This is a genomic window from Limnohabitans sp. B9-3, assembly GCF_002778325.1.
In the GTDB taxonomy this organism is placed as follows: domain Bacteria; phylum Pseudomonadota; class Gammaproteobacteria; order Burkholderiales; family Burkholderiaceae_C; genus Limnohabitans; species Limnohabitans kasalickyi.
This window is the reverse complement of sequence record NZ_NESI01000002.1, coordinates 217,580-238,264: the sequence shown is the minus strand read 5'-3', so window position 1 is coordinate 238,264 and position 20,685 is coordinate 217,580. Positions and strand designations below refer to the sequence as shown.

Below are 20,685 nucleotides of genomic sequence, written 5' to 3'. Positions count from 1 at the left end.
TCTCTTTGACGCGCACTGCCGTCATGCTGCTTGCTTTCGGTTTTCTAAGCGCTTGTGGCTCGCTGATGGACACCGACAAGGTGAACTACAAATCTGACGGCACCACCAAAGTGGTGCCCTTAGACATTCCCCCTGACTTGACGCAATTGGCGCGCGACACACGCTATGCCGTGCCTGGTGGCTCGGTGTTGGCCAGCAACATGTCGGCAGCGCAAACCGGCGTATTGCCCGCCACAGCGGTCAAACAAATCAATGATGTACGTCTGGAGCGTGATGGCCGCCAGCGCTGGCTTGTGGTCAACCGCCCGGCCGAATCTGTCTGGCCGATCGCCCAAGCCTTTTGGAAAGAAAACGGCTTCACTTACACCGTCGAGCAAGAACAGTTGGGCTTGCTGGAAACCGAATGGGCCGAAAACCGCGCCAAGATTCCGCAAGACTTCGTCCGTCGTACCCTGGGTAAGGTGCTGAACAGCCTGTATTCATCCGGCACGCGGGACAAATTTCGCACGCGCTTAGAGCGCAATGCCGCCGGTGGCGTCGATATTTATGTGACCCACCGCGGCATGAGCGAAGAGTACACAGACGCCACAAAAACACGTACCATGTGGCAAGCCACGCCCAGCGACCCCGAGTTGGAAGCTGAGTTTTTGAGTCGCTTAATGATCAAGCTCGGCGTGACAGCGGACCAAAGCAAAACCATCTTGGCCAGCAAAGCAGCCCCTACCGCGCAAGCGGTGGTCGTCAACAGCGGAGGCGCGAGCACCTTGACGCTGCCCGACTCGTTTGACGTCGCTTGGCGTCGCGTCGGTTTGGCATTGGACCGCACGGGGTTCACCGTCGAAGACCGTGACCGCGCCAAAGGTATTTATTTCGTGCGCTACGTTGATACAGCAGACAAGGAAGAAAAGGGCTTCCTCAGCAAGCTGTTCAGCAGTTCAACATCTGACACAGGTCCGGTGAAGTACCAAATTCGCGTTGTGACAACCCAAGCACAAACACAGGTCACGGTGCACACGGCCACCGGCGAAGCAGCCGGCAATTCGCCGATCGCTACGCGTATCTTGAAGCTGCTGTCTGACGATTTGCGCTAAGCCGACTGCTCAGATGACCCTGCGTCATGCTGCGCTTTAAAAGCCTGGGCAGCGGCAGCTCAGGCAATGCCACCTTGGTTGAGGCTAAGAGTGGCACGCATACCACTCGCTTGCTGATTGATTGCGGTCTGCGGCTGCGCGATTTAGAAGCACGGCTTGATGAAGCGGGCACACAGGCAGAAGCGCTCGATGCCATCTTCATCACCCATGAGCATGGCGACCACATTGGCTGTGCACGCAGCCTAGTTCAACGCCACAACACCCCCATTTGGATGAGCCGAGGCACTTGGCTGGCCGTCCAAGACCCCCACTGGGAACCGCTGCGAACTTGGGTTCGAGAAGTGCGAGATGGACAAACGCTGCCCTGCGGGGACCTGCTAATTTCCCCCTTCACCGTGCCGCATGACGCACGCGAGCCCTTGCAGTTGCGTTGCACCGATGGCGACCGTCAGTTGGGCATCGTGACTGATTTGGGGCACATCACACCCCATGTGGTGAGTGCCTTGCAAGGTTGTCACGCACTGTTGCTTGAGAGTAACCATGACCCCGAGATGCTTCAGCGCTCTAGCTACCCCAGCTTTCTCAAACAACGCATAGGCGGTGCATGGGGGCATTTGGCCAACCACGCTGCCGCTGATTTGCTGCGCCAAGTCAAACACGATGCGCTCATCCATGTCCTTGCCGCCCACCTGAGCGAGCGCAACAACACGCCAGAACTGGCCCGTGCCTGCTTGTCGGAAGCGATGGGATGCAACCCACTAGAGATTGATGTGGCAGAGCCAAACGGCGCGAATGAATGGATTCACGTTTGAGTATCTTGACCTTTTAGGCCGTCAAGCGCCCATGAAAAAAGCCACCCGAGGGTGGCTTTTTGGATTCATCCGAAGACGAATTACTTGCTGGCGGCTTCAGAAGCAGGTGCAGCAGGAGCGGCGGCAGATGCGTCAGCAGCAGGTGCCGAAGCGTCAGCAGCAGGTGCAGCGGCTGGCGCAGCAGGAGCGGCTTCAACAGCAGGAGCTTCTTTTTTACCGCAAGCGACGAGAGCAGCAGCAGCCAAAAGAGTCGCCAACAGGAGCGATTTTTTCATGTCAATTTTCCTTAAAGGAGGGAGGGGATAAAACAATTTTCGAAAATTGCCATAGCTTTCACTATGACCGAGCCGATGACCTCGAGACCTTCTAACTCAGCCTTAAATTATAGGGTAATTCCCGATCTGCCGCACCCGGCACGTCAGGCTCGTGTCATCTTGGGGGCTTTTGGACATTCGCATGCAGCCACCCATCGTCGCACCAGTCATTGAGCAACGACAAGGCCTCGGGGCTGGCTGTGGCAATTGACGACTCGTCCAAGGCACGTTCATCCGCCAATTTGCGCATCAAGGTGGCATCTTTGCCTGCGGCGCGCCAGCTTTCCCCATTTAAGAAAATATGGTGACTGTCATACATCATGCGGCTTCGTCGGTCTAAATGCACTGTTTTGAGCTTTTTAGGCGGCAAACCCGCTTCAAACCATACGTTAGCTTTAGGCTCCGTCAAGAACTCACCCAAGGCACGAGGCAGTGCCAACGGGTCATTCACAGCACGCTGCAAAGCAGATTTGGCGAAGTCAACCAAGCCCTCCGGAATGGCAGCAGGTTTGGTCACCGCCGCTTGATCGGCGTCTTTGTAAAGTTCGTGACCAACGGCATCTTCAGCCTCTTCGCTCACACGAACCAGCAGTTCTCGGGCCAAATCTCCCATTTGGGGTGCTCTGAAACCCACGGAATACGTCATGCACTCACCCAGGGCTACGCCGTCGTGGGCGTAACGCGGTGGCAGATACAACATATCGCCGGGGTTGAGCACCCATTCTTGCTCTGGCTTGAAGTTCGCCAAAATTTTCAATGGCACGTCGGGCACCAAGGAGAGATCTTTTTGACGCCCGATGCGCCACCGACGCTGTCCATGGGCTTGCAACAAAAATACGTCATAACTGTCAAAGTGCGGGCCAACGCCGCCACCGTCGCTGGCGTAACTGATCATCACGTCATCCAAGCGGGCATCCGGCACAAAGCGAAATTGCTGCATCAGCGCAGCCACGCGGTCATCGTGCAGATCCACGCCTTGCACGAGCAAAGTCCAATCACGCTCCGTGAGTTTGGGAATGGCGCGGCGCTTGAACGGCCCACGCTGCATGTCCCAAGCGCGCTGACCGGCGTTGTCGCCGACAACTAAGCGCGACTCCACCTCAGGCTGCCCCGCCAAGTCAAACAACTCGGGGCGGCTCAGCAAGGCCGTGAATTCAGGAATGGCTTGGCGCACCAGCAAAGGTTTGCGCTGCCAATAGGTGGTCATAAATTCGGCGGGGCTGATGCCGCCAAGTAGGGTCAGGGGTTTGTTCACATGCATCGTGCGACAATTTTGCCCTATGGAAATTACCCAACACTGCGTGGTCGGCCTGACCTGGACCTTGAAAGACACCTTGGGCGAGGTGCTCGACGAACTCGACGAGCCCATCGAGTTCTTGCTCGGCGGGGATGACTTGCTGCAAAAAATCGAAGAAGCCCTGCAAGGCCACAGCGTGGGCGCACAGATTGACCTGCACCTCGAACCCGAAGAAGCCTTTGGCGACTACGACGAAAACTTGGTGTTCTTGGAAGCACGATCACGCTTCCCGAAAGAGCTGGAAGAAGGCCACACGGTCGAGGGACACGCCCTGCCCGAGGGCTGCAATCCTGATGCGCCACAAGACTTGCTCTACACCGTGACCGACCTCTACCCCGAGCATGTGGTGCTAGACGGCAACCATCCGCTGGCAGGCATTGCCATTCGCATTCACTTAACCGTGGCCTCGGTGCGCGAAGCCACGCAAGAAGAGCAAGAACGCGGCACCATGGGCACCGGTTTTTTCAAAATCGAACCCCAAGCCCCAGGCGGAGGCTTGTTGCACTGACTTACTTTTTCCCTGTGGAGCCGTAACCGCCCTCGCCGCGCTCACTGGCGGCGGCAAACTCATTCACCACATTGAATTGCGCTTGCACCACGGGCACGATCACCAGTTGTGCCAAACGCTCCATGGGCTCTAGGGTGAAAGCCACTGTGCTGCGGTTCCAAGCGCTCACCATCAATTGGCCTTGGTAATCGCTGTCAATTAATCCCACCAAGTTGCCCAACACGATGCCGTGTTTGTGACCCAAACCTGAGCGCGGCAAGATCAGTGCAGCATAAGCGGGGTCGGCCAAGTGAATGGCGATGCCTGTGGGCACCAATTGCCATGCGTTGGGTTCCAGCGTGATGGGGGCGTCTAGGCAAGCGCGCAAATCTAGACCCGCACTACCGGGCGTGGCGTATTGCGGCAAATGCTCTGCCATGCGGGGATCAAGAATTTTGACGTCGAGTTTCATGGTGAATTGAATGAAAAGAATGTTGAAAATTGAATGAGCTCTTGTTGGCCAAGTTGCCCTCTGACATTACCGCCATGAAGGGGGATCAAGCGCTGTGTAAGCGCCTGGCAATTTCGGCCACCAACTGACGCGCCAACGCGAGCTTGGTGGCGTGCGGTAGCTCTTTTGCGCCTTGGGCGTCCACCAACAACAAGGCGTTGTCGTCTAACCCAAAGGTTGCGGGGCCAATGTTGCCCACCAACAGCGGCACACCTTTGCGCGCGCGTTTGGTCGTGGCGTGTTGGAGCAAATCATGGCTTTCGGCCGCAAAACCCACGCAATACAAAGCGCCACTTTGGGCTCGTGCTGACTGCGCCACACCGGCCAAGATGTCTGGGTTTTCGACAAAGTTGAGCTGGGGCAATTGACCTGAGACATCTTTTTTTATTTTCTGCCCCGCCACATCCGCCACACGCCAATCGGCGACGGCAGCGGTGGCCACAAACACCGAAGCAGCATCTACACACTTGAGCACTGCCGCTTGCATGTCTAAAGCCGAGCGCACGTCCACACGCCGCACACCACGCGGTGTGGGCAGATGCACAGGGCCCGCTACCAAGGTCACCTCAGCACCCGCTTCGCGCGCAGCACGGGCGATGGAAAAACCCATTTTTCCGCTCGACAAATTGGTGATCCCACGCACAGGGTCCATCGCCTCGTAAGTGGGACCGGCTGTGACCAGTACGTGCTGGCCAGCCAACACCTTGGGCTGAAAAAAAGCAATCAAGTCTTCCAAAATTTCTTCTGGCTCCAGCATGCGGCCGTCACCCGTTTCGCCGCAGGCTTGTTCGCCTTGCCCCACGTCGAGCACATGTGTGCCGTCAGCCTTGAGTTGTGCCATGTTGCGCTGGGTGGCGGGGTGTTGCCACATTTCGCGATTCATCGCAGGCGCAAGAATCAAGGGCACGCGGTCAATGGGCCGGGCCAAGCACATAAGACTCAGCAAATCGTCTGCACGACCGTGCAGCAGTTTGGCCATGAAGTCAGCACTGGCTGGGGCGACAAGAATCACATCGGCCTCGCGGCTTAAATTGATGTGCGCCATGTTGTTCGGCTCACGCGCATCCCATTGCGACACGTACACCGCGCGGTTGGACAAGGCTTGTAGCGTGACAGGGGTGATGAACTGGGCTGCGGCCTCCGTCATGACCACTTGAACCGTGGCCCCCGCTTTGATCAAAGCGCGACACAACTCGGCCGCTTTGTAGCAGGCGATGCCCCCGCTCAAACCCAAAACAATGTGTTTATTTGACAGATCAGACATGGCTCGCAATGTAGCAGAGCGCCTATAATTTCGATTTCCACCTACCGGGAGACAGCCTCCCGATCTGGCATGACCCAATTTGTATTCGTCACCGGCGGTGTTGTCTCTTCCCTTGGTAAGGGAATTGCAGCCGCCTCACTCGCCGCCATCCTTGAATCGCGCGGCCTCAAAGTCACCCTCATCAAGCTGGACCCCTACATCAACGTAGACCCAGGCACCATGTCGCCCTTCCAACACGGCGAAGTGTTTGTGACCGAAGACGGCGCCGAAACCGACCTCGACTTAGGTCACTACGAGCGCTTCATCACGACGCGCATGAAAAAGGCCAACAACTTCACCACCGGCCAGATTTACCAAAGCGTGCTCGACAAAGAGCGTCGCGGCGACTATCTCGGCAAAACGGTGCAAGTCATCCCGCACATCACCAACGAAATTCAAGAGTTCATCAAACGCGGTGCGGCTTACGGCACACCTGAAGCGGTCGATGTGGCCATCGTTGAAATTGGCGGTACCGTGGGTGATATTGAGTCACTCCCCTTTCTCGAAGCCGCGCGCCAAATGAGCCTGAAGCTCGGCGCACACAACACCGCCTTCGTGCATCTGAGCTACGTGCCTTGGATTGCTGCGGCTGGCGAACTCAAAACCAAACCTACCCAACACACCGCCCAAAAACTGCGCGAAATCGGTATCCAAGCCGATGCTTTGCTGTGCCGTGCAGACCGCCCAATTCCTGAAGAAGAGCGCCAAAAAATCAGCCTGTTCTCGAACGTGCCTGAGTGGGGCGTCATTTCCATGTGGGACGTGGACACCATCTACAAAGTACCGCGCATGCTCCACGAGCAAGGCTTGGACCGTTTGGTCTGCGACAAACTGCGCATCAACGTGCAGCCCGCCAACTTGCAACGCTGGGACGATTTGGTCCACGAAGTGGCCAACCCCAAGACCGAAGTGTCGATTGCCATGGTCGGCAAATATGTCGAACTGTCCGACAGCTACAAATCGCTCAACGAAGCGCTGCGTCACGCCGGTATGAAGAACCATGCGCGCGTGAAGATTGAGTACATTGACTCCGAACTCATCACCCCTGACAACGTGCAGCAGCTCGAAAAATTCGACGCCATTCTTGTGCCCGGCGGGTTTGGCATTCGCGGTGTGGAAGGCAAGATTTCCTCAGCCCAATTCGCCCGTGAACACAAAGTGCCCTACCTCGGCATTTGCTTGGGCATGCAAGTGGCCACCATCGAGTACGCCCGCCACATGGCTGGCTTGACGGACGCCAACAGCACCGAGTTTGTGCCCGATGGCCCCAACCCTGTGATCGCCCTCATCAATGAGTGGAAAGACGCGGACGGCAGCATCCAAACCCGCTCAGCCAACTCCAACTTGGGCGGCACCATGCGTTTGGGTGCACAAAGCTCAGACGTGGCCCCCGGCACCTTGGCCCACAAAATTTACGGCGACGTGGTGACCGAGCGTCACCGCCACCGCTACGAAGCCAACGTGAATTACCTCGACACGCTTCGCAAAGCAGGCTTGGTAATCTCTGCCCTCACGCAACGCGAGCAACTGACTGAAATCGTCGAGTTGCCACAAACCGTGCATCCTTGGTTCATGGGCGTTCAGTTCCACCCCGAGTTCAAATCGACGCCATGGGATGGTCACCCGCTCTTCAACGCCTTCGTGAAGGCGGCGCTGGACCACAAGGCTTTGGCAAAAGCTTAATTTTCTGTTCACAGGACACCCATGAAACTTTGCGGATTTGACGTCGGTCTGGACCAACGCTTCTTTTTGATCGCAGGCACTTGCTCGATCGAAGGTTTGGAAATGTCGATGGACGTGGCAGGCCAGCTCAAGGAAATCTGCTCTGGCTTGGGTATCCCTTTGATCTACAAAGGCTCGTTCGACAAAGCCAACCGTTCGTCGGGCAGCACCCAACGCGGTGTGGGTATCGATGCAGGCTTGAAGATTCTTGACGAAGTGCGCCGACAACTGCATTTGCCCATCCTCACCGATGTACATGAAGCCTCGCAAGTCGCCACCGTGGCCAGCGTGGTCGACGTGCTGCAAACCCCTGCCTTCTTGTGCCGCCAAACCGACTTCATCCGCGCCGTGGCGCAATCGGGCAAACCTGTGAACATCAAGAAGGGCCAGTTTTTGGCCCCTTGGGACATGAAAAACGTCATCGACAAAGCACGCGACGCCGCACGCGAAGCTGGCTTGCCCGAAGACAACTTTTTGGCCTGCGAACGTGGCGTGAGCTTTGGCTACAACAACCTCGTGGCTGACATGACCAGCTTGGCCGAAATGCGCAAATCTGGCGCCCCCGTGGTGTTTGACGTGACCCACTCTGTGCAAAAACCAGGCGGTCAAGGCACGGTCAGTGGTGGCGCCCGCGAGATGGTTCCCGTTTTGGCCCGTGCTGGTGTGGCCGCAGGTGTGTCGGGCTTGTTCATGGAAACCCACCCCCGCCCCGCAGACGCTTGGTCGGATGGCCCCAACGCCGTGCCTTTGGGCAAGATGAAAGCGTTGTTAGAAACCTTGGTCGAGCTCGATGCTGTGACCAAAAAACGCCCCTTCTTAGAAAACAATTTTGAAGCCTGAGGTGCGCCAAGCACACAGCCTCCAACCCTTTTTAAAAACTTGAAATAGGAAATCAGCAATGAGCGCTATCGTCGACATCGTCGCCCGTGAAATTTTGGACAGCCGCGGCAACCCCACCGTGGAATGTGATGTGTTGTTGGAGTCCGGCACGATGGGCCGTGCCGCTGTGCCCTCCGGCGCATCCACCGGCAGCCGTGAAGCCATCGAGCTGCGCGACGGCGACAAAAGCCGCTACCTCGGCAAAGGCGTGTTGAAAGCCGTTGAGCACATCAACACCGAAATTTCTGAAGCTATTTTGGGCTTGGACGCCTCTGAGCAAGCCTTCCTCGACAAAACCCTGATTGACCTTGACGGCACAGAAAACAAGAGCCGTTTGGGCGCCAACGCGATGTTGGCCGTGTCGATGGCAGTGGCGCGTGCTGCCGCTGAAGAGTCTGGCTTGCCCTTGTACCGCTACTTTGGCGGCATGAACGCCAACCAACTGCCTGTGCCCATGATGAACGTGATCAACGGCGGCGCACACGCCAACAACAACTTGGACTTGCAAGAGTTCATGATCATCCCCGTCGGCGCACCCACTTTCCGTGAAGCTGTGCGCTGGGGTGCTGAGGTGTTTCACGCCTTGAAGAAAATCATCCACGACAAAGGCATGAGCATCGCTGTGGGCGACGAAGGTGGTTTTGCGCCTAACGTCACCAGCCACGAAGCCGCTATCCAAATGATCTTGGACGCGATTGCTGCCGCAGGCTACACCGCTGGTGAGCAAATCGCCATTGGTTTGGACTGCGCTGCGAGCGAGTTCTACAAAGACGGCAAGTACCACTTGTCGGGCGAGGGCTTGCAGTTGACCGCCCAACAATGGACCGACATGTTGGCCACTTGGTGTGACAAGTACCCTATCATCAGCATCGAAGACGGCATGTCTGAAGGCGACTGGGACGGCTGGAAAGTGTTGACCGACCGCTTGGCCAAGAAAGTGCAAATCGTGGGTGACGACTTGTTCGTGACCAACACCAAGATCTTCAAAGAAGGCATCGACAAAGGCATCGCCAATTCGATCCTCATCAAGATCAACCAGATCGGCACCTTGACCGAAACGTTTGCAGCCATCGAGATGGCCAAGCGCGCAGGCTACACCGCCGTGATCAGCCACCGCTCTGGCGAAACCGAAGACAGCACCATCGCTGACATCGCGGTGGGCTTGAACGCCGGTCAAATCAAAACCGGCTCCATGAGCCGTTCTGACCGTATGGCCAAGTACAACCAACTGTTGCGCATCGAAGAAGACTTGGGCGACGTGGCGGTGTACCCAGGCCGCGACGCGTTCTACAACCTTCGATAAGCCTGGCTCATGCTGCTGCGCCCTCTCCACTTGGTTTTGTTGGCCTTGCTGCTCATGCTGCAAGGCCAACTCTGGCTGGGTCGCGGCAGTGTTCCCGACGTGATGCGCTTGCGCCAAGTGCTCAAAGACCAAAAGCAACAAAATGCGGCATCACGTTTGGCCAACGACCGACTAAGCGCCGAACTTCATGATTTGAAAGACGGACTGGAAATGGTCGAAGAGCGCGCACGTTCTGAAATCGGCATGGTCAAGCCGAACGAAATTTTCGTGCAAATCGCACGCTGAACGCATGCGCATCGCCATCCTTGGCGCGCCTCAAACGGGCAAAACACAGCTCGCACTCGCCTTCACGGCCTATTTCACAGCACGGCAAATTAACTGGGTCGTGGTTGACGCCCCCTCCCCCGAACAGCTCGCCCCCAACGACATCGTGTTGCTCTGTGGGCTTGACTTGACGTCAGCGGCGTCAGTGACCGAACACAGAACTGATGAGGTGCTGCGACAAGTTCTAGCGATTCAACAAACCCAATTTCAAGTGGTGTATGGCCAAGGTGCTGAACGCTTCACGAACGGCCTGTATGCGGCGGCGCTACGCGCACAGACCATGGGTTTCGAGGCCTTGGCGGCCCACATGCGACAAACACAACCGGTACGCTGGACGGGGGCCTGCGAAAACTGCGCAGATGCAGACTGCGAGCACCAGCTGTTTAGCCAGTTGCTCGCGAAAAAATAACTTACTGCAGCGAAGTCGGTGCAGGCGGTTGCTGCACGGGTGGCGCAAAAATGTGCGCCGCATCGACAGGGTCGTAACGGTATTGCTGACCGCAAAAGTCACAACCCACTTCAATCTCGCCACGCTCGGCCAAGATGCTTTCGGCCTCTTCTGCGCCCAAGCCGCGGATCATGTTGCTCACGCGTTCACGGCTACACGAGCAGGCAAAACTGGGTGTCAACGGTTCAAAGCGCACCAAGGTTTCTTCCCAAAACAGGCGACGCAAGATGGTGTCGGCATCCAAGGTCAGCAACTCTTCGGGCGTTAATGTGCCGGCCAAGATGGCGATGCGGTTGTAGTCTTCGTTGCGACCAATTTCGTCTTCGTCTTCCATGCTGGCTTTGGCCGCCAAGTTGCCTTGCCCCTTGATAGGCAAGCGTTGAATTAGCAAACCAGCCGCGGTGGTGTCGTTGGCGGCCAGCACCAAGGTGGTGTCGAGTTGCTCGCTTTGCAGCATGTAATGCTGCAGCACGTCGCTGAACTTGCTCAGCTTGTTGCGCTGGTCGTCAAACAAAGGCACCACGCCTTGGTAGGGCTGCTGGCCCGGCATTTTGGTTTGCGGATCCAGCGTGATGGCACAGCGGCCTTCGTTGTTCACGTTCACCATCTCAGGCAAAGTGCTCGCATCGCCCAAGTCACCCACCACCTTGGCGGTCGCACGTAAGCTCAGGTTGGGTTGCACCTCGACCACGGCCAATTTGAGTGGCCCATCGCCAAAAATCTGCATCACCAATGCGCCGTTGAACTTGATGTTGGACTGCATCAACACCGCCGCCGCCGTCATCTCACCCAGTAAATGACGCACAGGTTCGGGGTAAGCGCCCGTGTCCCCATTCGCCTCACGGCGCTTCAGCACCTCTTGCCACACGTCGGTGAGCTGCACCAACATGCCGCGCACGGGCAAACCATCAAACAGAAATTTGTGCAATTCAGACATCAAGCAATCTTTTTCAAACCCGCTTTAAAGCGGTGAGCGTTTTCAACATAGTGCTGCGCGCTGCGGCGCAGACCTTCAATTTGTTCGGGGGTGAGTTGGCGCACCACCTTAGCGGGGCTGCCCAAAATCATGGAGCCATCGGGAAACTCTTTGCCTTCAGTGACCAAGGAACCCGCGCCGACCAAACAGTTCTTACCAATTTTCGCGCCGTTCAGCACGATGGCACCGATGCCAATAAGAGACTCATCTCCCACCGTGCAGCCGTGCAGTTGGACCATGTGCCCCACCGTCACATGCTTGCCCAAGGTCAACGGCATGCCCACATCGGCATGTAACACGCTGCCATCTTGCACGTTGGTACCTTCACCGATGGTGATCTTCGCTGAGTCACCGCGCAAGACGCTGCAAAACCACACGCTGCTGTCCGCCGCCATCTCCACCTCGCCCATCACTTGGGCGCTGTCTGCGACCCATGCGGAATCCGCAATTTGGGGGGTGTGGACATCGAGTTGGTAAACGGCCATGAAAGTCTCCTGTGTGGTTTTGAAATTTTTACAATTGTAGGTATGCAACTTCGCCCCCACGCCCTCATCGCCCTTTGCATTAGCAACCCACAAGAAAAAGTACAGGCAGTGCAAGCCCTGTGGCAACAGCACCGCACATTGACGCTGTCTGTTCACACCCAACCCGAGCCCCTTGCCACAGACACCTTGCCTGGTCGCCCAGAGCGCCCTCGACTGATCCCCGCAAAGCAAGTTCCCTTCCGTAAACCGTTTACCCCCGAAGGCTTGGCGGCGTTGGTCCATGCGGTGTGTCACATTGAATTCAATGCCATCAACTTGGCGCTGGACGCCGTTTGGCGCTTCAACGACATGCCTGAGGCTTACTACGACGACTGGCTGCGGGTTGCATTCGAAGAATCGCAGCACTTTGACTTGCTGCACACGCATCTGCAAAGCTTGGGCTACCAATACGGCGACTTCGACGCGCACGACGGTCTGTGGCAAATGTGCGAAAAAACAGCGGACGATGTGCTCGCCCGCATGGCGCTGGTGCCGCGCACGCTGGAAGCGCGTGGGTTAGACGCGACACCGCTCATTCAAGACAAACTACGCAAAGTGGCCAGCCCCGCCGCCATTCGAGCGGTAGAAATTTTGGACGTGATCTTGCGCGACGAAGTGGGCCACGTGGCCATTGGCAACCACTGGTACCGCTGGCTGTGTGAGCAACGCGGGCTCGACGCCGTGACGCTGTATGGAGAACTCGTGCAACGCTACGACGCACCGAAACTCAGGCCGCCCTTTAACACCGCGGCACGCAAAAAAGCGGGCTTCACCGACCTTGAACTGGCGTACTTGCTGGCCTAACGCAGCCAACACGTTGGAGGACATGAGGCAAAGGACCGACGTGACTCAGCCGCGTGGATGGTGCGATGCATGCAGCGATTTCAAACGCTCACGCGCAATGTGGGTGTAAATCGTGGTGGTGGAAATATCGGCATGCCCCAACAGCATTTGCACCGCACGCAAATCGGCGCCGTGGTTGAGCAAATGCGTCGCAAAGGCGTGGCGCAAGGTGTGCGGTGAAATGGACTGCTGGATGCCTGCTTTGAGCGCGTAGCGCTTGATCAGCTGCCAAAACATGGCGCGTGTCATGGCCTCACCCGCATGAGCCCCCCTTGAGGTCACAAACAAAGCCTCGGTTTGGTGTCCTCCCAATAAGGCGGGACGTCCTTGGGCCAAGTAGCGCTGCAACCACTCATGCGCCACTTCGCCAAAAGGCACCAAGCGCTCTTTGCTACCTTTACCCATGATGCGCAAAACGCCATCATTCAAGCTGACATGCAAAGTTTTGAGCCCCACCAATTCGCTGACCCTTAGACCACTGGCGTACAACAACTCCAACATGGCTCGGTCGCGTTGCCCCAAGGGGCTGGTGATATCAGGGGCTGTCAAAAGCCGCTCCACTTGCACTTCGGTCATGGTTTTGGGCGAACGAACGGGCTGCTTGGCAGTCAGAAGCTTGAGGGTCGGGTCTGCGACCAGCAAACGCTCCCTCAAAGCCCAACGGTAAAACCGTTTGAACACGGTCAAACGGCGGTTCGCGCTGGTGGCTTTGGTCTCGGCGTGACGCTCTGCAAAATACTGCTGTAAGTCCAGCTCTTGGGCAGCCAAAAGTGAGGTGTTTGAGGTGTGTTGTGCTTGAAGCCACGCCGACAGCAAGTTCAAATCGCGACGGTAGGCGGCCAAGGTGTTGGCCGCCAAACCGTTTTCTAACCAGAGCGCATCGACGAAGGTGTCGATGGTTGCATCAGGCGTGTTGGCCCGAGGGGTCGAAGCAAGGGCCAAAGGTCCATCAATCCAAGGTGAGTTTTTGCTCTGTCACCACACGCTTGTAGACATCGAACTCCGCCTTGATTTGGGCTGCAAATTGTTCGGGCGTGTTGGCCACGATCAAGGAACCTGTGTCTTCAATGCGCTTACGCACAGCGGGATCTTCGAGGGCCTTACGCACACCCGCGTTGATTTTGTCAACAACGTCTTTGGGCAAACCTTTGGGGCCGTAAATGCCGTAATAGGCCATGCGGTTCACAGGTTCCAATCCCACCTCTTTGAAGGTGGGCACGTTGGGCAACACGGCCAAGCGCTGAGGCGCAGCCACCACGATGGGCACCAAGCGGTTGTCTTTGATGAAGGGCAAGGCCGAGGGCAAGTTGTCAAAAATCATGGGCACTTGGCCTGCCACCGTGTCGTTCAACGCGGGACCACCCCCTCGGTAGGGAATGTGGGTGATAAACGTTTGGCTCAAGTTTTTGTACAACTCCATTTGCAGATGGCCAATGCCACCGGTCCCTGACGATGAATACGAATACTTGCCGGGTGAGCGCTTAACCTCTGCCAAGAAAGCCTTGTAGTCCGTCGCGGGAAACGAAGGGTGCACGGCAATCACGTTGGGAGTGGCAGCCACGTTGATGATGGGCGTGAAGTCTGTCAACGGGTTGTACGGAATTTTGGCGTTGATCGCTGGGTTCGCAGCAGTGGTTGACACCGTTGCCATGCCCAAAGAATAACCATCCGGAGTGGCCTTGGCCGTTTCGTTGGCACCCACCACACCGCCTCCGCCCGCTTTATTGACCACCACAACTGTTTGACCTAAGGCCTTGCTCAAAGGCTCGGCGATGACACGCGCCACGATGTCTGTGGTGCCACCCGGTGCAAAGGGCACTTGAAGCTGAATCGTTTTCGTGGGGTAAGCCTGCGCAGACGCAGCGCTAGCGAAAGCGGCGAGGGTCAGCGCGGCCCAATGACGATGTTGCATAAAAGAACTCCTTTTTTTGAAAATAAAAATCTTTGACGGCTCGTGCAAGTCGCATCCTATACGCAAGAACGGGGGTCAAAATTGAACAGCGGTTATTCTCGGTGGTGTGAATTACCTAGAGTTGCTGTTCCCCGATTTTTCGCTCATCCTGTGTGGGTATTTTTTATGCCGCTTCACGGCACTCAACCGCAGCGTGTGGGAGCCCGTTGAACGCTTGGTTTATTTTGTATTGTTCCCCGTTCTCCTGTTTCACTCCATCGTGCGTTCACCTTTGGATTTACAAGCGGCCTCTCACCTGATCATGGCGGGGCTGTTGCTGGGGCTTTGGAACATCGGTGTCACTTATGCATTGCCTCATCTTCCTTGGATAGGACGGCGCATCCCAGCGCGACTTTATGCGGGCAGCGCGCAAGTCGGCTTTCGTTTCAACTCATTCATTGCGCTTGCTTTGGCAGATCGTGCTGCAGGCCCGCAAGGCCTGGTGATGATTGCCGTTTTAATTGGCGTTTGTGTGCCCTTGTTCAATGTGGCGGCCATCTGGCCGATGGCCAAGCACGGGCAAAAAAGCTTTCTCAGCGAGTTGGTCCGCAACCCTTTGATCATTGCCACGCTGTCGGGCTTGACCGTCAACCTCCTGGGATTTCAACTGCCTGACTGGGCGATGCCCAGTGTGCAACGCATTGGTGGCGCCTCATTGGCTCTAGGCCTGATGGCCGCAGGCGCGGGGATGCAATTTGACAAGCTGCTTCAAGCGAAAACACTCAGTGTTTCCTTGCTTGCTATTCGACATTTTTTAGCACCAGTGGCGGCGTTTGGTTTGGCTTATTGGTTTGAGCTCGACCGCGTGCAAACCACCGTGTTGATGGCGTTCTCAGGCCTTCCCACCGCCTCCTCCTGTTATGTGCTGGCGGCCCGCATGGGATATGACGGCGCGTATGTGGCGGGCTTGGTCACACTGTCCACACTTTTGGGCTTGGTGAGCCTGCCTTTTGCCTTCGGCTTGTTGGCCATGTCATAAAACTGGTTTGAGGTTGTGGCACAATAACGCGTTTTGCGGAAAGTGCGCCGAAATAGGTCGACGTGGCTACCGCAGCTGCTAAGGAAGAAGACAATGAAAGAAGGCATTCACCCCAACTACCGTGAAATCTGTTTCATGGATATGTCCAACGGGTTCAAGTTTGTGACACGTTCGTGCGCCAACACCAAAGAAATGATCAAGATGGAAGACGGCCGCGACCTGCCGTTGTACAAGCTGGATACCACCAGCGAATCACATCCTTTCTATACAGGTACACAGAAGTCTGTCGACAACATGGGCGGCCGCGTCGAGCGCTTCCGCAACAAGTACGGCAAGACCATCGCCAAGTAAGCCAAACGCTTACTTTACAAAAGGCAGCCCGACTACCGGTGCTGCCTTTTTGCATTTCAAGCCCCCTTTTTTAAGCCTGTGACTGACCCCAACCCCGCCATCGTTGCCCAAAGTGCCGTGCGCCGCCTACCGCGTTTGGCGCTGTGGTTGTTTTGTGCCGCCTATGTGCTGCCAGGTTTGCTTGGACGTGAACCTTGGAAGGGCAACGAATTCACGGCGTTTGCACAGATGTTGGCGCTGTCTGAAGGTGCTAGCAGCTGGCTCAACCCAACCGTGTGGGGCCAAGCCCCCGATTTGGATGCCTTGTTGCCTTATTGGCTGGGGGCTTGGGCCATTCAAATTGCGCCCAGTTGGATGTCGGCAGGCTTGGCATCGCGCATCCCATTTGCACTGCTGTTGGTCTTAACGTTGACTAGCACTTGGCATGGCGCTTATTACTTGGGCCTTAGCCCGCAAGCTCAACCTGTGGCATTTGCGTTTGGCGGCGAGGCCAAACCCAAAGATTACGCCCGAACCATCGCCGATGGCGCTGTTTTGGCCTTGATTGCGTGCTTAGGCTTGTCACTGCTGTCGCACGAAGCGTCGCCCATCTTGGCGCAACTGGCATTTGTGGGCTGCGCGTTTTATGGCGTGGCAGCCCTGCCCTATCACCCGCGCTACAGCCTGCTGGCCTTAAGTCTTGGCTTACTTGGTTTGTGTCTGAGCGGGGCGCCTAGCTTTGCCGTTTTGATGGCGGTGGGCAGCGGCGTGCTGTGTCTGCTAGACCGTCAAAGCACCACGCCTCGCATTGGCCGTCAGCACGCCTTTTGGCTGTTGCTGATGGGTGTGCTAGTCGCCGCCTTGGCCACCGCGTTAGACCTATGGCACTGGCGCTTGATGCCGCTACACAACGATTGGACTCAATGGCGCAGTCTGCTGCGCTTGTTGGCTTGGTTCACGTGGCCGGCTTGGCCTTTGGCATTGTGGACGCTGTGGCGTTGGCGTCGTCAGTGGACATCGTTGCATTGGAGCCGTCACATGGTGCTGCCCATGTGGTTTGCCGCCCTGACAGTGAGCACCGCCCTGCTCACCCTGTCGGCGGACCGCACCTTGCTGCTGGCCTTGCCCGCTTTGGCGACCTTGGCAGCCTTTGCCTTGCCAACCTTGCGGCGAAGCATGGCCGCCTTCATCGACTGGTTCACCCTGCTTTTCTTCTGCGGCTGCGCCATCATCATTTGGGTGGTGTGGATCGCGATGCAAACCGGCTGGCCTGCACAACCTGCGGCCAACGTAGCACGGCTCGCACCGGGCTTTGAGCCGAGCTTTGGTTGGATCGCTTTCACCGTCGCGTGTTTAGCTACCGCGGCGTGGGGCTGGCTGGTGCTGTGGCGAGTTGGCAAACATCGGCAGGCGCTCTGGAAAAGCTTGGTCTTACCCGCAGGCGGGGCAGCCTTGTGCTGGCTGTTGCTCCTCACCCTGTGGCTGCCGTTGCTTGACTTTGCGCGCAGCTATGCGCCTTGGGTACAACAAATTCGCCAAGTCATGGCCAAACAATCGCCCATCAAACCGGGCTGCTTAATGAGCTACGGATTGGACGTGGGCCAAATGACGGCCTTTCACTACCACGGTGGGTTTGAGGTGCAACCGCTCGACGAAGCCCGCACGCCGCAACGCGCCGACTGCGAGTGGTTGGTGGTTGACAACGATTTACGGCCAGGGCTGGCAAGCGTGGTGCGCTTGAACGAGTGGAGCCGTGTGCGCACTATCCGTCGCCCGTCTGACAACAACGAAGACGTGACGCTCTACCACCGTCGTCAACCGTGACGCGCCAAAACAGCTTGGCGAGCACCGAACGCGTCACCATCTTGCGCCACGCCAGCACGGTGGTGGTGGGGCAGCTGGCGGTGATGGCGTTTGGCATCACCGACACCTTGGTCGCGGGGCACTTCGCAGACACGGCCTTGGCTGCGCTGTCGGTGGCATCGGCTGCTTACATCACCATCCACATTTCGCTGATGGGCTTGTTGCAAGCGCTGTTGCCCGTGTGGGCTGAGCTGCGTGGCGCCAATCGCTACGCCGATGTGGGACGTTCTTTCCGACAAGCCTTGTACTTGTGCGCCGTCACCGTGGTGATCGGCATGTGGGCGTTGTTGTTTCCTGGCCCCTTGCTGCGCTGGACACAGGTACCGTTTGAGCTTCAAGCGCAGGTGCAGGACTACCTCACCATCGTCGCCTTTGGCGTGCCCGCCTCTTTGCTGTTTCGTCTCTACAGCACGCTCAACCAAAGCCTTGGCAAGCCCAAATTGGTGACTTGGGTGCAAGTGGGTGCATTGGCTGTGAAAGTGCCACTCTCTATTTTGCTGGTACTGGGTATCCCCGGCTGGCTGGACCCCATGGGGTTGGTGGGCTGTGGGTGGGCCACACTGGTGGTGAACTGCTTGATGTTGGGCTTAGCCGTGTGGCTGCTGCGCACCCAAGATTTTTACAAACCCTTTCAGATTTGGGCTCCGATGGAAGCGCCGAATGCAGCCACGCTGATGCGCTTTTTGCGCTTAGGGCTGCCCAGCGGCTTGGCGATCGGCGTGGAAGTGACCTCCTTCACCTTGATGTCTTTGTTCATCGCGCGCTTAGGCGTGGTGGCGTCAGCCAGCCACCAAATTGTGGCCAACATGGCAGCGGTGCTCTACATGGTGCCACTGGCGCTGTCGATCGCCAGCAGTGCACGCATCAGCTATTGGCTGGGCGCCAACCAAGTGCACAAAGCACGACTAGCCTTGCGCACAGGTTTGGGCTTGGTGCTGCTGATGTGTGTGGGCTTATCGGGTCTGCTCTGGACGCAACGCGCAGCCTTGGCGTCCTTGTACACCCAATCGCCAGAAGTCGCCGCACTGGCCGCCACCTTGCTAGCATGGCTGGTTCTCTACCACTTTGCTGACGCCATTCAGGTTTTTTGTGTCTTTGCACTGCGTTGTTACGACGTCACCTTGCTGCCCTTGGTCATTTACACCTTGCTGCTGTGGGGCGTAGGCTTGGCGGGTGGCTATGGCGTTGCCTACGCGTGGCCAGACGGAGTCGCCGTCCAGTCATGGCTGACACCGCAATCTCCGTTGGCGTTTTGGCAAACCAGCAGCTTGGCCTTGTGCTTAACTGCCTGCCTGCTGCTGGCGGTTTTATGGCGCGTGGCTTACCGACAGCGCCCTAACACGCCTCACGCTTGAGGCTTTAATGCTGAGCAGGCGTGCTTGGATTCAAGCGCCAACGCGAACTCGGCAAGACCAAGGTAAACGTTGAACCCTGCCCAAGGACACTTGTGATCAGCAAACTTCCGCCATGGCGCTGCATGACATGCTTCACGATGGCGAGCCCCAAGCCCGTGCCCCCTGATTCACGCGAGCGGCTGCGGTCCACACGGTAAAAGCGCTCCGTCAAACGCGGCACATGCTCAGCGGCAATGCCTGCACCCGAATCTTTGACCGACAGTTGCAGACTGCCATCAGTTTTCACACCGGCATGAACCTGGATCATGCCATCTGCCGGCGTGTAGCGCACGGCATTGCTGACCAAGTTTGACAAGGCACTTTGCAACTCGCGTGGTTCTCCCATCAACACAGCATCTGACAACTCGCAGGCTGTGGAAAATTCAATGGTTTGAATGCCTTGACCATGGGCCATCGTCGCCGACAAGCCCAAAGCCTCTTGTTCGCAAGCCTGCATCAGTTGAGTCAACGGCAATTGGGTATGCAAGCCTGGATTCGGACTGCCTTCCAAGCGCGAAAGGGTCAGCAAATCTTCGACCAAGGTTTGCATGCGGTGCGCTTGTGTCGCCATCAAACCCAAATAACGCTGCTGATCTTCAAGCGGCAAACTCAAGGTCTGCAAAGTTTCGACAAAACCGGACATCACGGTCAACGGCGTGCGAATTTCATGCGACACATTGGCCACAAAATCGCGACGCATCGCTTCGGCTTGCTCCAACAACGTGACATCGCGCGTGAGCAACATTTGCTTGCCCTCGCCATAAGGATGACGCTGCAACGACAAACGCACAGGTCGATCCATGCGGTGTCCTCGCCCCTCAATCACCACCGACTCACTTGGATCTTTGGCAGCCATGTAAGCCGTGAAAACCGGGTCGCGCATCAAATTGCCAATGCGTTGCCTTTGATCGCGCTGCACATCAATGCCCAACTGCTGCGCAGCGGTTTGGTTGCACCACTCAATTTGATTTTGGGCATCCAACAACAACACGCCATTGGGCGACGCTTGGATGGCCGACAAAAAGTCTTTCAGCCGTTGATCACTGGCGGCGATGGCGCGTTCTTTCTGACGCAACAAACTGCGCGCGCGATCCACCACATCCCCCCATAAGCCGAAGATGGTGGGCGCTTGATTCAGCTCTCCCGAGCGAAGCCAGGCCAATACGCGCAAGCCACGCGATGCATCAATCACCCACCACAAGGTGCCGCCTAGCAGAGCTCCGAGCAGCAACCATGTCCAAACGGCTTGACGTCCATGGTAGATGCCCCAAAACGCGCCCGCTGCGGCACCCACCATGAGTACCCCCAACATACTGAAAATTCGCCAAAGCATG

At 57.0% G+C, this 20,685-nt stretch carries 22 protein-coding genes; 13 read left to right on the top strand and 9 right to left on the bottom strand.

The features are described 5' to 3' along the window. The first annotated feature begins 23 nt into the window (after positions 1–23). Both bamC and B9Z42_RS04005 read left to right on the top strand, forming a co-directional pair. The gene (gene bamC, locus B9Z42_RS04010; RefSeq protein ID WP_100132280.1) at positions 24–1,091 is read left to right on the top strand and encodes an outer membrane protein assembly factor BamC; all 1,068 of its coding nucleotides are present in this window, start codon (positions 24–26) and stop codon (positions 1,089–1,091) included. Positions 1,092–1,117: 26 nt separating this feature from the next. Further along, positions 1,118–1,903, top strand: a complete 786-nt coding sequence (locus B9Z42_RS04005) for an MBL fold metallo-hydrolase (RefSeq protein ID WP_100132054.1) — start codon at positions 1,118–1,120, stop codon at positions 1,901–1,903. 80 nt (positions 1,904–1,983) lie between these two features. Here B9Z42_RS04005 and B9Z42_RS04000 read toward each other — a convergent pair whose 3' ends face one another. Together B9Z42_RS04000 and B9Z42_RS03995 are read right to left on the bottom strand one after the other, a co-directional pair. Continuing rightward, positions 1,984–2,178 carry a hypothetical protein gene (locus tag B9Z42_RS04000; RefSeq protein WP_100132053.1) on the bottom strand — a complete coding sequence of 65 codons (195 nt, stop codon included), beginning with the start codon at positions 2,176–2,178 and terminating at the stop codon, positions 1,984–1,986. Positions 2,179–2,332: 154 nt separating this feature from the next. Next, positions 2,333–3,478, bottom strand: a complete 1,146-nt coding sequence (locus B9Z42_RS03995) for a cupin domain-containing protein (RefSeq protein ID WP_100132052.1) — start codon at positions 3,476–3,478, stop codon at positions 2,333–2,335. 19 nt (positions 3,479–3,497) lie between these two features. Between B9Z42_RS03995 and B9Z42_RS03990 the strand changes: the two genes are divergently transcribed. After that, positions 3,498–4,022 carry a peptidylprolyl isomerase gene (locus tag B9Z42_RS03990; RefSeq protein WP_100132051.1) on the top strand — a complete coding sequence of 175 codons (525 nt, stop codon included), beginning with the start codon at positions 3,498–3,500 and terminating at the stop codon, positions 4,020–4,022. 1 nt (position 4,023) lies between these two features. Here the strand turns inward: B9Z42_RS03990 and dut are convergent, their stop codons facing one another. Together dut and coaBC are read right to left on the bottom strand one after the other, a co-directional pair. Then, positions 4,024–4,473 (bottom strand): dUTP diphosphatase, encoded by a 450-nt coding sequence (gene dut / locus B9Z42_RS03985; protein WP_100132050.1) that lies wholly within the window; start codon positions 4,471–4,473, stop codon positions 4,024–4,026. 85 nt (positions 4,474–4,558) lie between these two features. Then, on the bottom strand, positions 4,559–5,776 hold the full coding sequence (coaBC, locus tag B9Z42_RS03980) for a bifunctional phosphopantothenoylcysteine decarboxylase/phosphopantothenate--cysteine ligase CoaBC (RefSeq protein WP_100132049.1): 1,218 nt from the start codon (positions 5,774–5,776) through the stop codon (positions 4,559–4,561). Between the two features lie 69 nt (positions 5,777–5,845). On the opposite strand from coaBC, the gene B9Z42_RS03975 reads away from it, so the two are divergent. Genes B9Z42_RS03975 through B9Z42_RS03955 form a run of 5 tightly spaced genes read left to right on the top strand, consistent with a single transcriptional unit; the run spans position 5,846 to position 10,452 of the window. Further along, complete coding sequence (locus tag B9Z42_RS03975) at positions 5,846–7,498, top strand: CTP synthase (protein WP_100132048.1); 1,653 nt, start codon at positions 5,846–5,848, stop codon at positions 7,496–7,498. Between the two features lie 21 nt (positions 7,499–7,519). Then, positions 7,520–8,377 (top strand): 3-deoxy-8-phosphooctulonate synthase, encoded by an 858-nt coding sequence (kdsA, locus tag B9Z42_RS03970; RefSeq protein WP_100132047.1) that lies wholly within the window; start codon positions 7,520–7,522, stop codon positions 8,375–8,377. Positions 8,378–8,435: 58 nt separating this feature from the next. After that, positions 8,436–9,719, top strand: a complete 1,284-nt coding sequence (eno, locus tag B9Z42_RS03965) for a phosphopyruvate hydratase (RefSeq protein ID WP_100132046.1) — start codon at positions 8,436–8,438, stop codon at positions 9,717–9,719. Between the two features lie 9 nt (positions 9,720–9,728). Beyond that, positions 9,729–10,004, top strand: a complete 276-nt coding sequence (gene ftsB, locus B9Z42_RS03960; RefSeq protein WP_100132045.1) for a cell division protein FtsB — start codon at positions 9,729–9,731, stop codon at positions 10,002–10,004. 4 nt (positions 10,005–10,008) lie between these two features. Next, on the top strand, positions 10,009–10,452 hold the full coding sequence (locus tag B9Z42_RS03955) for a hypothetical protein (RefSeq protein ID WP_100132044.1): 444 nt from the start codon (positions 10,009–10,011) through the stop codon (positions 10,450–10,452). Position 10,453: 1 nt separating this feature from the next. On the opposite strand, the gene B9Z42_RS03950 is transcribed toward B9Z42_RS03955, so the two are convergent. Beyond that, positions 10,454–11,428 (bottom strand): Hsp33 family molecular chaperone HslO, encoded by a 975-nt coding sequence (locus B9Z42_RS03950; protein ID WP_100132043.1) that lies wholly within the window; start codon positions 11,426–11,428, stop codon positions 10,454–10,456. Next, positions 11,428–11,952, bottom strand: a complete 525-nt coding sequence (locus tag B9Z42_RS03945; protein ID WP_100132042.1) for a gamma carbonic anhydrase family protein — start codon at positions 11,950–11,952, stop codon at positions 11,428–11,430. The genes B9Z42_RS03950 and B9Z42_RS03945 overlap by 1 nt, the downstream gene beginning before the upstream one ends. Before the next feature lie 42 nt (positions 11,953–11,994). On the opposite strand from B9Z42_RS03945, the gene B9Z42_RS03940 reads away from it, so the two are divergent. Beyond that, entirely contained in the window at positions 11,995–12,795 is an 801-nt protein-coding gene (locus tag B9Z42_RS03940) for a ferritin-like domain-containing protein (RefSeq protein ID WP_100132041.1), read from the top strand. A 45-nt stretch (positions 12,796–12,840) separates the two neighbouring features. Here B9Z42_RS03940 and xerD read toward each other — a convergent pair whose 3' ends face one another. Together xerD and B9Z42_RS03930 are read right to left on the bottom strand one after the other, a co-directional pair. Further along, positions 12,841–13,776: a site-specific tyrosine recombinase XerD gene (xerD, locus tag B9Z42_RS03935; protein ID WP_100132040.1), complete on the bottom strand. Its 936-nt coding sequence runs from the start codon at positions 13,774–13,776 to the stop codon at positions 12,841–12,843. A 7-nt stretch (positions 13,777–13,783) separates the two neighbouring features. Further along, positions 13,784–14,746 (bottom strand): tripartite tricarboxylate transporter substrate binding protein BugE, encoded by a 963-nt coding sequence (locus B9Z42_RS03930; protein WP_100132039.1) that lies wholly within the window; start codon positions 14,744–14,746, stop codon positions 13,784–13,786. A gap of 106 nt (positions 14,747–14,852) precedes the next feature. Between B9Z42_RS03930 and B9Z42_RS03925 the strand changes: the two genes are divergently transcribed. The 4 genes from B9Z42_RS03925 to B9Z42_RS03910 all read left to right on the top strand — a co-directional run bounded on the left by B9Z42_RS03925 (position 14,853) and on the right by B9Z42_RS03910 (position 19,312). Continuing rightward, complete coding sequence (locus B9Z42_RS03925; RefSeq protein WP_100132038.1) at positions 14,853–15,764, top strand: AEC family transporter; 912 nt, start codon at positions 14,853–14,855, stop codon at positions 15,762–15,764. A 93-nt stretch (positions 15,765–15,857) separates the two neighbouring features. Next, entirely contained in the window at positions 15,858–16,115 is a 258-nt protein-coding gene (locus tag B9Z42_RS03920; RefSeq protein ID WP_100132037.1) for a type B 50S ribosomal protein L31, read from the top strand. Between the two features lie 78 nt (positions 16,116–16,193). Further along, a complete protein-coding gene (locus tag B9Z42_RS03915) occupies positions 16,194–17,918 on the top strand; it encodes a hypothetical protein (protein WP_100132036.1) in 1,725 nt (574 codons plus the stop codon). Then, a complete protein-coding gene (locus B9Z42_RS03910) occupies positions 17,915–19,312 on the top strand; it encodes an MATE family efflux transporter (protein ID WP_233203515.1) in 1,398 nt (465 codons plus the stop codon). Before B9Z42_RS03915 ends, B9Z42_RS03910 begins: the two co-directional genes overlap by 4 nt. Positions 19,313–19,316: 4 nt before the next feature. On the opposite strand, the gene phoR is transcribed toward B9Z42_RS03910, so the two are convergent. Further along, positions 19,317–20,684 carry a phosphate regulon sensor histidine kinase PhoR gene (gene phoR / locus B9Z42_RS03905; RefSeq protein WP_233203514.1) on the bottom strand — a complete coding sequence of 456 codons (1,368 nt, stop codon included), beginning with the start codon at positions 20,682–20,684 and terminating at the stop codon, positions 19,317–19,319. Position 20,685 lies beyond the last annotated feature (1 nt).